This window comes from Streptomyces sp. NPDC040432 (assembly GCF_055595445.1).
This window is the reverse complement of record NZ_JBVIVP010000033.1, coordinates 1-12,652: the sequence shown is the minus strand read 5'-3', so window position 1 is coordinate 12,652 and position 12,652 is coordinate 1. Positions and strand designations below refer to the sequence as shown.

The following is a 12,652-nucleotide window of genomic DNA, read 5'->3' as shown; positions in this document are numbered from 1 at the left end:
AATCGGTACGGATATCACCAACGGCACCCCGGACACGATCGATCTCAAGGGCTGGCCCCTCACCGACGTGCCGGCCACCCACACGTCATCACCACCCTCACCCTGGCGCGAGCAAGACCCGCACCGTGCAAACCGGGAGGGGCATCAACACCGCCACCAGCGTGCTCCAGCTACGCGCAGCCCACGTCTGGAACAACGGCAAAGGAGCGTCTGCCAAGGTGACGTGGCGGTCCAGGACCGGGAAGCCGCGGCCACACCGATGCCGCGAGATTGCTTTGGAAGGGCGTCGTGGCGCGGCAGCCGCCGGCGTGAAGGCGAACAGGTCTCCTGCTGCAGCACGGCAGCCGCCCCGACATCACGCCAAGTACCCCACTTCCCCATCCATCCCTACCCGGCTCCTCCGCACCACTGCACACGGACGCGCCTGCTCCAGCCCGGAAGCACACGTGCCGGTGGCCCCCCGGAGGGGGCCACCGGCACGTGACGGGCTGTCGGGGCGGCTACCAGCGGTACCAGCGGCCGCTACCGCCCTTCGGGCGGGCGACGAACCCGACCAGCCACAGGACCAGCACCGCGATCGCGACCCACCAAAGGATCTTCACCGCGAAGCCGGCGCCGAACAGGATCAGAGCGAGCAGAAGAACAAGAAGCAGGGGAACCATGGTTATCAACCTCCGAGGCAGCGACTGCCCCGCACTCCCCCACCCATGCACATGATCCTTATTTGTTTCTTATCCACGCAGACGGGCATACGCGGGCGCCCCCATCCAGCCCCATCGCAATGCCCCACCCGCCGGATCGGCCGCCTTCCACCGGCAGCAAGGGACTCCGGCTTCGACCGGCCGCGGGGCCGCGGGTCCTGGGGTTTGGACCCGCAGATCGTGAGCAGGCGAGTCATCACGACCAACCCGGTACTACACGAGGAGGTCCCCATGTCGGGCACCGAGAAGACCAAGGCCCACGCCGAGCAGGCCAAGGGCAAGGTCAAGGAAGCCATGGGTCGCATGGCCGGCAACGAGCGCATGACCGCCGACGGCCAAGGCGACCAGGCCAAGGGCAACGCCCGCCAGGCCAAGGAAGACATCAAGGACACCTTCCGCCACCACTGAACCACACACCACACACAGCCCTCGGCTGCTGCGCCCGCCGGGCCCCGACCACTCCCCCCTGGTCGGGGCCCGGCCCAGTTTGAGGCCCTCGGCGTCGGACGTGTGACTACAACGGCACCACGGACGCGGCCTCCGTCGGGCGGCGCCGCCGTCCTGGCCACGGTTCGGCGACCCTGGTGGAGGGCAGCCGGATCAGCTGTATCGGGTTCCAGCCGCCGAGGGCGGGCAAGGACAGCGCGGGGGGCGTCCTCGTTGAGGCCCGGTGCAGCCACTGCCTGTTCTGTGGTCAGATCGGCCCGGGTTGCGCTCGCGGCCCAGCAGCCGCCCCGCCCGGAGGGGCCCACACGTACTTGTCAGCAAGGGAAAGCCAAGGGCCTGGGCCGTGGCCGGTCACGGCCCACCCCGACCCCCGCCGGCCGCTTGGTACGGTGTGCCAGGCGAAGGTGCCTGCGCGCGCACCGCCGTACCTCCTCCCCTTGGGCAACCGGGCCTGATCACGACGTGCGGCCCGCTGACGGCGTGCAGGCCAGGTGCTCTCCTCCGTTCGTCGAATCCCGCTGGAGTTCTCGCAATGCCTCACCGCACCGGCCTCGTCCTCGACTTCGGAGGGGTGCTCACCACGCCGCTGCTGCCGGCGGTGCTCGCGTTCGAACAGCGTGAAGGGCTGCCGCAGGGCGCGTGCATCAACGCGCTGTACATGGATGCCGAGGGCGTGCGGCTCACCCACGAGTTGGAGCGCGGCGGCATCATCCAGACGGAATGGAACGAGGCCGCCGCTCCCAAGCTCGGCGTCTCCCCGGACAACCTGATGGGGCGGATCTTCGCCGACCTGCGGCCCCAGCAGGCAATGATCGACGCGGCCGCCGCCGCGAAGCGCGCCGGGATCACGGTCGGGATCCTCTCCAACAGCGTCGGGCTCGCGCCCTGGGACCTGTACGACGGGTACGACCTCGACCTCCTCTACTCCCACGTGGTCATTTCCGAGCTCCACGGCATGCGCAAGCCCGACCCGGACATCTTCCGAGTCATGCTCAAGACGATGGACCTGACCGCCGAACAGTGTGTCTTCGTCGACGACACCGAGGACTACGTCCGGGCCGCCGACGCCCTCGGCTTCGCGGGAGTCCACGCGAAGCAGCCGAAGGAGACGATCTCGCAGCTTGAGGCCCTTCTGGGCATGCCGTTGGACGAAGCGGCCTGACCGTACGGAGACGGAATCGAAGCACCGACCCACCGAGGGATCGAACGTGGGCGGGAAGCGGGGCAGCGGCGGCCGGTCAGTCGGTGGACATGGCCGTGTCACTCTTGTCCCCCTTCGAGGTCCAGTCGGTGGCGGCTTCCTTCCTTTACCTCAGGGAATTGCTCTCTGCGCCGTCAGGGAGCTGCGATTGACGTCCTGGCGGGGCTACTCGCACCCTTTGAGGTCCGTCTCCTCCAGATCGGTCGTTAGTCTTTTGGCATGTCTGAGCGTGTTGTCCCGGGCCGAGCAGATGGTCTGGTCTCTCTGTCCGTCGCCGACGGTATTTGGGCCGAGCTGACGGCCGGTCACGCGATACCAACGACTTCCGCGGTGTTCACCTGCTTTCCTACCGCTGTCCGGCCGGTGCGGTACGTCGTCCTCGGTACGTGTGTGGTGGAACTGCTCATACCGGGCGACGGCCAGTGCAGGGTTCCTGAGGCCGAGGTGCGTAGGGCGGCGGCGGCATGGAACGCTGTGGAGATGGACCCACGGCACCTGGTTCGTATCGGTCCCTTCCGCGGTGTGCCGAAGCCGGAGCGCACGGTTGGAACGCTTCGTGGTTGGCGCCGGCGCGTCATCCGGGAACTGCAGGAGGCCGATCGCCCTGGACGCCACGCCGGCCATACGCACGAACCGCGGTCCCATCTGGCCGGGGTCGACTGGAGGCGGCTGCTGGTGCAGCGGTCCCGTGACGGGGCGGAGCGGTCGTGGTGGCTTCCGCACGCCGTGGTCAGACTGCTGGACTCCGCCGAGCACACCGAAACCGAGTGGCTCAACACCACGCCGGCTTGGCGGCCGGACCCGGCTCCCACCGAACAACACCGCCGGGAGCCCAAAGCCACCGACCGCCGGTCCACAACGGGCATGAGCGGTTCAGTCGTCCCGCCACGCCCGTATACGGGGGAACTGCGGGGTCAGTTGTACTCGGTGCTGAGCCGCAAGCCGGGTATGTCCCGCCAGGTGACCGGCTGGGTGTGTGCCGTCTGCGGCACGGTGCCGGCGGCTGTGCTGGATCACTGCCATGAACACGGCTACGTACGCGGCCCACTCTGCCCGTCCTGCAACACACTGGAGCGCCCGGACCACCTGTACGACAACGACATCCGCGTCGCGACCCGCTACCAGCGCCTCTTCGACACCGACACCATCGACTGGCTGCGCCACTGGCACCGCTGCCCGGGATGCCGCACCCGCACCACCCTGCCCCTGCCCCACCTCGCCGCATGGACCGCCCACACAGCCACCCGCACCCTGCGCCCCACCCATCCCGGAGCTCGCGGACGCAAGCCCTGCGGAGTGCTGCGCGTCTCGTGGACGGGCAGCCAGAACACACCCCGCTCCTGCCTGCTCACCGTCTCCGTCGACTTCTGCCCCTTCGGCGAGCACCGCGTCCTGGCACGGGTGCCCTACCGGGAGGCCGCCGAGCGGTTCGGCGCCTGGCTGACGGAAACCGCCCCCGAGATAGCGGCGGCGGCCGGTCCCGACCGTCTGGACGGCCTTCCCGCCGTGCCTCGGCCCGTGATCGCCGATACCAGAGGCGAAGGCCTGGAGCTCTTCTGACCGAACACCAGCAGAGCAGTTGAAGACGGGTGGCCCCGGACCGTGTCCGAACGCCGCCTTTGCCCGAGGGCCGTGTCGGACGCCCGGCGGGAACTGGTCAAGCCGCCCCTGGCCACGTGGCGGTCCGAGCGCCGCAGCCGCGGGGGCTACGCCTGCCGACGGGCCGACCACGATCTGCGGAGCCTGCTGGACGCGGTTCCCTACGCGAACCGGACCGGCATCCCCCGGCGCCACCTCCCCCACGACCACCCACATTGGAACGCCGTCCACGCCCCTCGCCCACCGGCAGGAACAGTTCATCTCAAGCAACTCAACACTCGGTCCGGCGGACGGTCGGCCAGTTGTCGGTCGACGGGCCTGGCCGATGACGATGGGGATCCGCGTCCAGGTCATCAGCAGTCCGGCCTCAGCAGGACGCAGACGCCCGCGTCGATGCCGATCGGGAACACCAGCGAGGAGCCGAAGCCCTTCTCCAGGAGTCTCCGGGCGGGTCGCCGGACCGATTCTCAGGGACTCTGCTCACCGGGCCAAGGGTCGTCGGCACTGATCCCGGCCACCGGATCAGCCCCGACCGGCGTGAGCGCCCCGGGTGTTGACGCAGGCGGCGCCGGCGGTGCGACGCCTCCCTCAGCCGGTTGCAGTGTTCTGCGCCGCTACCCGCGCTTCCGTGAGGGCCCGCTGCCGGATTTCGCCGAACAACTGAATCGTGGTGGCGGCCAGGATGTCCTCCCTCCCGATGGTCCGCCCGTCGCCGCTACGGACGGCCAGATCTTCGAAGGGGTTCCCCAGAACCGGGGACGCGACCGGTTGACCCGGCATCACGAGGGTGACCGAACCGAATCGTTTGATCCCGCCTTCGCGGACGACCATGGCCGCGTCCCGGGCAAGAGCCGTCAGGAACACGCTCGCGATCCCGTCCAGGTCTCGGACCATCGCCGGAACGGCCGTCACTCCCCTACTCCGCAGCAGCTTCTTGATCCCGGCTTCGAACCTATGAGCGCCCGCGACAGCACCCGGCTTGCGTGATCTGCCGCGTCGGGGAGGAGACGTGATGACGTCATCGGCGTCGTCCATGACACCGTTGAGGTGTTTGAACGTCGGGCTGTGGTCATACCAATCGCACGCCACCTCAAGCTCGACGTTGCGGTCGATCGCCCGCACCAGGTCCTCGGGGCACAGCCTTCTCCGCGCTTCCTCCGCAGCCGATCCCCTCGCCCCGTCGATGATCCCCGTCAAGACTGTCCGCGTCACCGACGCGGCGGCCCACGTGGCCGATCGGGAGACCTGCATCGAGGTCACCTCCCGGAATACCGCCTTGACGAGAGAAGGCTTGAACGGCTCAACAACCATGGCGGAGAGGGAAGCTGAACCTCTGCGTCCAGGACGTGCGGGCTGTGCAGTCATGGGGGACTTCTTCCTGCCGTCGAAAAATGTCTGAAGGCCCACACCTCAACATGCAGACCTCACCTCCATCCTCCTCGACGGCGGCCCACGCTCCCCGGGCGGGCCATCCACGGAAGTACGGAGAAGCCGGCGTTCGGCGTCGGCCGGCTCACACGGGTCATGGCCGAGCCGGCAGAACTGCGGCATACGCCGCAACGTCCCGGCCCGCATCCGCAACCCGGCGGGGGGAAACATGCCACGGGCGACGGCGCTGTTCACCTCATGCGGGGAAAAGGCACGGTCAGCCATTTGGTCAGGCACGACAAGCGCCCGGGCCCTGACAACCGCCCGGAGCGTCGACGACACCGGCGGTGCCCGCCAGGAGGCGGAACAACCTGGTCCAGGGTCCTCATTCGGCGCCGGTGGCGCGCCCGGTCAATGCAGGCAGAGGCAGAACGGATGGCCTGCCGGGTCGGCGTAGACCCGCCAGTTCGCCTCGGGACGGACCTGGTCCGTCCGCTCCAGCAGGGTCGCCCCGAGGGCCAGTGCGCGCGCCTCCTCGCCGTCGAGATCGTCGACGTCGAAGTCCAGGTGCATCTGCTGCGGGCGCTCCTGACCGGGCCATTCGGGCGACCGATGGCCGTCCACTCGCTGGCATGCCAGAGGCGTCCCCTCGAAGCCGTGCACCTCGACCCAGTCCGGTTCGTCCGGGTCGATCACGACCCGGCCGCCGAGGAGGGCGGCGTAGAACTCCGCGAGCCGTACCGGATCGGCACAGTCGAGCGCGACCGCCTGCAGCTTCCGAATCACCTACATCATCCTTTCGGTTCCGGGGCGGCGTCACCACGGCCCTCATCTGCGGAAGGGCCTACCCCCCGCCCCGCCTCCCATGCCCCATACCGCCGGGCCGGCGCTTGCTGCGGAAAGTTCGGCGCAGGCGTGTCGGGCCGGGCGATCCGCGTGCGGGTGGTGGTGTGTGCGTAAGCGTCGAGGAAGTGTCCCCCGTCGGTGCTCGGGTCGCCACCGTTCAGGGTTCGTCCCGGCGCTGTTCTACGATCACCGTTACGTGGGCGACCATGCGGGACGTCGTACGAGGACTGGACGGACTGGGGAGCGGAATGGCGATCGACAGGCCCGGCCGGCCGGAGGACCTGCCGGCGGCAGAGGTGTTGTGGGCGCGTTGGGCCTTGGCCTCCGTGCTGGAGGCCAAGGCGGAGGCGGAGGGCCGGGTCCGGCGCGTAGGCACGTGGATCGACGGCGAGGGTCTGCACCTCGACGACCGCGGTTGCACCTGGTGGACGTTCCAGCAGATGGGAGAGGGCCGCTACCTGTTGTACGGCGAGGACGAGTCCAGTGCCGTGAAGTGGCACGAGCCCGCGATCGACATGCTGGCGCAGGCCCCGGACTGGCTGCCGTACGAGCACCTGCGGGAGCTCTTGGAGGGCTGGGAGCTGGGCTGCGTGTACTGGTTCGAGAACGGTGTCTGGGCCCGCGCGCCCTACCCGGACGACTTGGACGACGACGGTCTCGACTGCGGAATGAGCCGTTTCGCGGTGCGCGAGGAAGCCCTTCGGGACCTGATCGCCTCGGAACGCGGCCTGCCCCGCGGACGGGCCGACGACCTGCTGGCCGCGGCCGAGGGGCGCAGTTTCACGGCCTCCGAGATCCGCGAGGTGCTGGACGCGGCCGCCGCCGCGGAGGAATACGTGCCGGCGGACCGCGAAGCGATCCTGAGGTCCCTGGAGCTCTCGGCCCTGACGGCCTCCGCTTCCGTCACTCCGGCCCCCGGCGGACCGACCCGGCTGACGCCGGGGCATGAGGCAGAAGCAGTCGTCGTGCACCCAGGGCCCCGAGCGGGACCGCCGATGGTGGGCTCAACGGCTACGCATTCCGTCGCGTCCCGCCCGGGAGAATTCGACACCAAACACCCCACCCTTGTCGAAGCCAACGCCGTCTCCCCGCACCGGGCATGAATCTGGGGTGCCTGCGGCCGAACAGTGTGTGAGACTCCTCCCTCTGCATGATCACTCGGGGGAGTTTCGCATTGAACGCGCTGTTGAAGAGGGTGTGGATCGGGCTGGCCACGACCTTGATCGTGAGTCTGGCCGCCGTGCTCCTGCCGGACCACGTGCAGATCGGCGACGACGGGCGCGTCCACCTGGGGGCGCCCGTGGCCGATCCCACGCCGTCCCTGTCGACGGCTGCGCCCGCACCCGAGTCCACGTCACCGCCCCTCACCCGGGACGCCGTGGACGAAGTGATCCGGACCGCGGTCGGCGCGGCGCACCTCGACCCGGCGCAGGGCATCCCGACCGGTGCCGCCGGCGCCGACTCGAAGAGGACGGGATGGATCGTCGTCCGCGAGAAGACCGCGGCGCAGTCGGAAATGAACGCGATCTGCGCCGACCTTGAGCGCCAGGGGTGGACGCTGAACCCGAACCCCGATGGCTCGACCGACTCCCGCAGCTACAAGCGTGGGGGCTGGTTCCTGGTGGTGAGCACGCGCGCACGGACCCAGACTCCGTCCGACACCCCCTTGGCCGACTCGCAGACCCACCTGTCCTTCACGGGCATCCAACTGAACCTCGCCGACATTCCCCTCCCCCAGGTCACCGTCCGCATCGGCTGAACCTCACCGAAGGCGGGGAAAGAAGGTCTGTGCGGGTCTGCCTTCTCACCGCGGGCGTCCGGGCCCGCTGCCCGGACCGGAGGGCGAGCCGCCCTTTCGTCACCCGAGCGGCTCATCAGGATCTAAAGTGTGCGCGTGACCGAGCAGAATCCCGAACTCATCGCCGGCCGGTACCAGCTGGTCGAACGCATCGGCCAAGGCGGTATGGGCCGGGTCTGGCGTGGCCTGGACCAGCAGCTCTTCGGGCGCGAGGTCGCCGTGAAGGAGATCCTCTTCCCGCCGGGGATGGACGACGGTGACCGCGCCGCACTGCTGCGGCGGTTCACCGGCGAGGCCCGGGCGGCGGTCACTCTCAGCCACCCCGGAATCATCACCATCCACGATGTCGTGGAGCACCACGGATCTCCCGTGATCGTCATGGAGTTGATCCGCGGGGAATCCCTGGCCGCGGCGATCCGCAGCCGGGGCCGGCTGCCGGTGCGACGGGTGGCGGAGATCGGGGCGGCCGTACTCGACGCGCTCACCGAGGCGCACGCGGCACGGATCATCCACCGCGACATCAAGCCGGACAACGTGCTCCTCGTCAAGGACCGCGTCGTCCTCACCGATTTCGGCATCGCGCACCTCGCCGACGCCACGACCAAGTTGAGCCAGAGCGGCATCGTCATCGGGACGCCCCAGTACATGCCTCCGGAACAGTTGGAGGGCAAGCGTCCGACGCCCGCCAACGACCTGTGGGCATTGGGCGCCACCCTCTACCACGCCGTCGAAGGTCACCCGCCGTTCGCCGCGGACGGATTGCACGCCTTGGCCGTGGCCGTCTTCACCCGCCCGTACCGGCCGCCGGTCCACGCGGGACCGCTGGCGCCCGTGTTGGACGCGCTCCTCACCAAGGATCCGGCGAAGCGTGTGGGAGCGGCGGAGGCGGCGCGGATGCTGGCGTCGGTCCTGAATCCCTCGGGGTCGGGTGCGGACGCCTCCGCCGGACACGGTCCGGACGAAGAACCGGAAGTGACGCCCCCGCCGCCGGTGGAGCCGCAGGTGACTCCCGTTCCGGTCCCGGACGGATCAGCGGGGTCGGCGTCCGGTCCCGTTCCGGACGGGCCCTCGGGGTCCGGTTCCGCTCCGAGCCGGCCCGAGCCGGTGTCGACGGGGACTCCCGTGCCCCGGACCGCGACGGTCCTGGATTCCGGATCCGGCGGCGACGTGCCGCGGCGCCCGGCTCCGGACCGACCGTCCGACCCTCCGGCCCCTGAGCCCGAGCGCGTACCTCGGGTGGAGGATTCCGTCACGCTGGGGACGGCGGAAACCGAACGCGACCGTGTCGGCCGTACGTCCACCGGCCGGGGAGCCTACACCCGGCGCTCGGTGGTGCTGGGCGCGGCCCTGGCCACGCTCGCCGTCGGTTCCGTGCTGACCTGGACCCTCAACGCCGACGAGGACTCACCTCGTGGGGGCGGGGCCACGGGGAACGGCAAGGCTGTCTCCTCGACCACCGTGGTGATCGGCGTGGACGCGGCGCTCAGCGGCGGGATGTCCGCCATGGGGGTCGGCATCAAGAACTCCGCCGACCTCGCGGTCAGGACCGCCAACGAGACCCGGCACGTCCCGGGCGTGACCTTCGAGATCCAGGCTCTGGACGACGCGGGGGATCCCGCCAAGGGCGAGGCGAACGCCGCCCGGTTCGTGTCGGACCGGAAGGTGCTCGGGGTCGTCGGTCCCCTCAACTCGGTGGTTGGCCGGACGCTGGTACCGCCCCTCGCGCAGGCGAACATGGCCGTCGTTTCCCCGGCCAACACCAATCCCGTACTGACGCTGGGTCCCGACTGGGCGGCGGGTACCACGTCGCGCCCGTACTCCACGTACTTCCGGACAGTCGCGTCGGACGTCGACCAGGGCCCGATGGCAGCCCAGTACCTGCACGACAAGGCGAAGAAGACCAAGCTCTACGTGGTGGACGACACGAGCGCCCACGGCACCGCCCTCTCCTCGGGATTCACCGCCGAGTTCCGCAGGCTCGGCGGGACCGTCGTCGGCAGCGAGCAGGTACACCCGGCGGAACTCGTCTTCGCGGGGCTCGCCGAGCGTGCCCGATCATCGGGGGCCGACGCGGTCTACTTCGGTGGCTACTACGACACCGCGGGTCGGCTCTCCCAGCAGCTCAAGCAGGCTGGGGTGGCCGTCCCCCTGATGGGCGGCGACGGCATCTACGACCAGCAGTACCTGACGGCGAACCCGAAGGCCGAGGGCGACCTGGCGACCAACATCGGGGTGCCCGCCGAGGAGTCGGCGGCGGGCCAGGACTTCCTCGCCCGGTACCGGAACGCGGGCTATCCGCAGGCTGCGGGCTGGTACGGCCCGTACGCCTACGACGCGACGTGGGCCCTGATCGAGGCGGTGAAGTCCGTCGTCGCGGCCAACGGAGGAACCCTCCCTTCCGACAGCCGGGCGAAACTGCCCCAGGCCGTGGCCCGGCAGTCCTTCGACGGTGTCACGGGCCGTGTCGCCTTCGACGGGAACGGCGACACGGTCAACCGGCGACTCACGGTGTACGCGGTGAAGAACGGTGCCTGGGCGTTGGTGACGAGCGGGGCCTCCCCCCGCTGACGCGTTCGGCACGCTCTTGAGTGCCGGGCGCGCTTCCCGCTCCCGACGGGGCCGGTCAGCGTACCGGTCGGGAGGGGGCTCTCTGTTCCGGATCGTGCCGGCGGCGCCGTTCCGTCGTGCCCGTGGTGGTGGACGGGTCGGCGGCGCGCACCCGCCGCCTGAGGGCAGGCACGGCCAGCAGTCCGAAGCCGATGACTGCCGCTGTGAGATGGCCGATGGTGGTGAAGTCCGGTAGCGGACCGCTCCATTCGATGCCGCCGAGGGGCCAGGCGAGCACGAACACGGCCCACGGAAGGCGGCCGCGGCGCGGCAGGGCGAGGGTACCGAGCGCCAGCACGGTCTGGGCGCCGTAGCTGACCCCGTAGTCCAAGGACTGCCGTACGGACGTCGGATACCAGCCGTTGCGGAGCGCGATGGTGATGACGACGGCGGTCAGCAGGGTGGCGGCGATGTGTCCGCCGAGGAACACTGCGATGGCGCGCGCCTTACCCCATCGGTGTTCCGCCCAGGCCAGGAAACAGCCGACGCCGAGTCCGAGGGTGATCAGGGTGCCGACGAAGTCGGCGGAGGTGACGTCCGTCAGCGTGCCGTCGAAGAAGAGGACGCTGCCGAGCAGCGCGGACAACGGATGGTCCCGCAGGTTGTCCACGTTGGTGCTGACGTGGCCCAGCACGGTGGCGGCCCGATCGGTCGACAGCACGTGAACGACCCAGACGTGGCCGACGAGTAGCAGGCAGACGTAGCCGAGGGTCAACGGCGCACGGCGCGGGTAGTCCCGCAGAGCCCGGAGGAGCCTGCCCGAAGGGGTGGACGGTGAGGGGGAGTTCATACCGTCGTATTCTGCAGGTCGAGTCCGGGGTGGGGGCCGGCGGGTGCCTGGAGCCGTCGCGGTCGGGGCAGCGCTGCCGGCCTCACCGTCGTGGGCCGGCCGCGGGTGCGGTCGGATGGCCTGCGCTCACGGTGGGGACGACGCCACCGGGGGGTTCGAGCAGGGCTCCGGGGTGAGCGGCGCGAGCGTCGGCCTCGACGCGCGCGCCGTCACGGTCGGCGGACCCGGACGGGTCAGCCGAGGACGGCGGTCACCTCTCGGCGGGCCGCATCCGAAAGGAGGGGGGTCCAGCGTGTGAAGAGTTCCAGCAGGCCGGCCCCGTTGCGCTCGCGGAACGAGGCGTTCACTCGGGCCAGGTCGAGTTCGTTGGCGACCGTGAGCTCGGCGAAGTCACGACGTTGCTGCGCGGACGGGGTGAATTCCGCGCCGCTGAAGCGGTCCCGGAAGGTCACGGATGCCCCTTCCGGGGCGGCCATGGTGGGGTAGGAGGCCTTGCGGTCGCAGCTCGCGTAGAAGTACACGAGCTCCTCCGCCTCGGTGCCGATCGCCTCGACGAGGCGGGCGCGGTCGGACAGTTCCAGGAGGGCGAGGGGCAACCCGTCGGTGCCGTAGAAGGCATGACAGAGGGCCGCGGTCCGCAGCACCGGCCGGGCTCCCCAGTCGGCGAGCAGCCCCTCGACGCGCAGCAGGTGGGCCAGGAGCGTACCGCCGGAGTGCTTGGTGGTCTCGGCCCCCAGCTCCTTCAGCAGTGCTATCGCGGGCGAGTCGGTGTGGGTGTCGTCGCTGTGCATCATGCGCCCATCATGACGAGGTCGCGCACGGAACGTGGGTGAGGACCGGTATGCGGACACACGGCTCATGCCGGCGGGATCCCCCCGCGCCCCGCCCGCAGCCACCGTTCTTCGGCGGCCGGATGCACGGGGTCGGCGACCGTTGGGCGCGTGCGTGCGCGGCTGACGGGGGCACGATCGAATGGTCTGCGTTGGCCATGAGGAGCAGGGTCGGGCCGGTGTCGGGTCGGTGTCCGCCGATCTGGGTGGGGGCGGCCCGGTATCCGGGCCGAGAGGGCCGAGGGCGGAGGGCGGAGGGCGGGCAGGAGCCTCAGGGCCGGGCCCGTTGGATGACCCGGCCCCGTCGCCGCCTCAGTCTTGTCGAAGCGACCCCGAGGTATCTCCACGATCGAGGGAGGTTGGTGTGAAGGGACTGTCGGCGCCGGCGGCCGCCGGTCGTGGTGCGCGGGCGGGGCAGCAGCCCACGGCGCACAGGTCGTGGGCGGGTCCGAGCAGGCCGAGTGC

General features: G+C 70.2%; 11 protein-coding genes and 1 pseudogene. 7 read left to right on the top strand and 5 right to left on the bottom strand.

Going from position 1 to position 12,652, the window contains the following annotated elements; genetic code table 11:
* Positions 1 to 500: 500 nt before the first annotated feature.
* On the bottom strand, positions 501 to 662 hold the full coding sequence (locus ACZ58N_RS36210) for a hypothetical protein (RefSeq protein WP_053676175.1): 162 nt from the start codon (positions 660 to 662) through the stop codon (positions 501 to 503).
* Positions 663 to 932: 270 nt separating this feature from the next.
* On the opposite strand from ACZ58N_RS36210, the gene ACZ58N_RS36205 reads away from it, so the two are divergent.
* From ACZ58N_RS36205 to ACZ58N_RS36190, 4 genes and pseudogenes are all read left to right on the top strand, one after another.
* Positions 933 to 1,109: a CsbD family protein gene (locus tag ACZ58N_RS36205; RefSeq protein ID WP_471169047.1), complete on the top strand. Its 177-nt coding sequence runs from the start codon at positions 933 to 935 to the stop codon at positions 1,107 to 1,109.
* A 571-nt stretch (positions 1,110 to 1,680) separates the two neighbouring features.
* Positions 1,681 to 2,310, top strand: a complete 630-nt coding sequence (locus ACZ58N_RS36200) for an HAD-IA family hydrolase (protein ID WP_471169045.1) — start codon at positions 1,681 to 1,683, stop codon at positions 2,308 to 2,310.
* A gap of 903 nt (positions 2,311 to 3,213) precedes the next feature.
* Complete coding sequence (locus ACZ58N_RS36195) at positions 3,214 to 3,909, top strand: endonuclease domain-containing protein (RefSeq protein ID WP_471169042.1); 696 nt, start codon at positions 3,214 to 3,216, stop codon at positions 3,907 to 3,909.
* 42 nt (positions 3,910 to 3,951) lie between these two features.
* A pseudogene (locus tag ACZ58N_RS36190) lies at positions 3,952 to 4,167 on the top strand (IS5 family transposase); the annotation flags it as partial.
* 369 nt (positions 4,168 to 4,536) lie between these two features.
* Here the strand turns inward: ACZ58N_RS36190 and ACZ58N_RS36185 are convergent.
* Positions 4,537 to 5,313: a hypothetical protein gene (locus tag ACZ58N_RS36185; RefSeq protein ID WP_471169039.1), complete on the bottom strand. Its 777-nt coding sequence runs from the start codon at positions 5,311 to 5,313 to the stop codon at positions 4,537 to 4,539.
* Between the two features lie 414 nt (positions 5,314 to 5,727).
* On the bottom strand, positions 5,728 to 6,102 hold the full coding sequence (locus tag ACZ58N_RS36180) for a VOC family protein (protein WP_471169037.1): 375 nt from the start codon (positions 6,100 to 6,102) through the stop codon (positions 5,728 to 5,730).
* Between the two features lie 308 nt (positions 6,103 to 6,410).
* Here ACZ58N_RS36180 and ACZ58N_RS36175 point away from each other — a divergent pair, with 308 nt between their 5' ends.
* The 3 genes from ACZ58N_RS36175 to ACZ58N_RS36165 all read left to right on the top strand — a co-directional run bounded on the left by ACZ58N_RS36175 (position 6,411) and on the right by ACZ58N_RS36165 (position 10,528).
* On the top strand, positions 6,411 to 7,265 hold the full coding sequence (locus ACZ58N_RS36175; RefSeq protein ID WP_471169034.1) for a hypothetical protein: 855 nt from the start codon (positions 6,411 to 6,413) through the stop codon (positions 7,263 to 7,265).
* A 71-nt stretch (positions 7,266 to 7,336) separates the two neighbouring features.
* On the top strand, positions 7,337 to 7,921 hold the full coding sequence (locus ACZ58N_RS36170; protein WP_471169032.1) for a hypothetical protein: 585 nt from the start codon (positions 7,337 to 7,339) through the stop codon (positions 7,919 to 7,921).
* A 135-nt stretch (positions 7,922 to 8,056) separates the two neighbouring features.
* The gene (locus ACZ58N_RS36165) at positions 8,057 to 10,528 is read left to right on the top strand and encodes a bifunctional serine/threonine-protein kinase/ABC transporter substrate-binding protein (RefSeq protein WP_471169029.1); all 2,472 of its coding nucleotides are present in this window, start codon (positions 8,057 to 8,059) and stop codon (positions 10,526 to 10,528) included.
* Between the two features lie 55 nt (positions 10,529 to 10,583).
* Here ACZ58N_RS36165 and ACZ58N_RS36160 read toward each other — a convergent pair whose 3' ends face one another.
* Together ACZ58N_RS36160 and ACZ58N_RS36155 are read right to left on the bottom strand one after the other, a co-directional pair.
* Positions 10,584 to 11,357, bottom strand: a complete 774-nt coding sequence (locus tag ACZ58N_RS36160; RefSeq protein ID WP_471169027.1) for a rhomboid-like protein — start codon at positions 11,355 to 11,357, stop codon at positions 10,584 to 10,586.
* A 233-nt stretch (positions 11,358 to 11,590) separates the two neighbouring features.
* Positions 11,591 to 12,151, bottom strand: coding sequence for a DUF6817 domain-containing protein (locus tag ACZ58N_RS36155; RefSeq protein WP_471169024.1), 561 nt, complete (start codon positions 12,149 to 12,151; stop codon positions 11,591 to 11,593).
* Positions 12,152 to 12,652 lie beyond the last annotated feature (501 nt).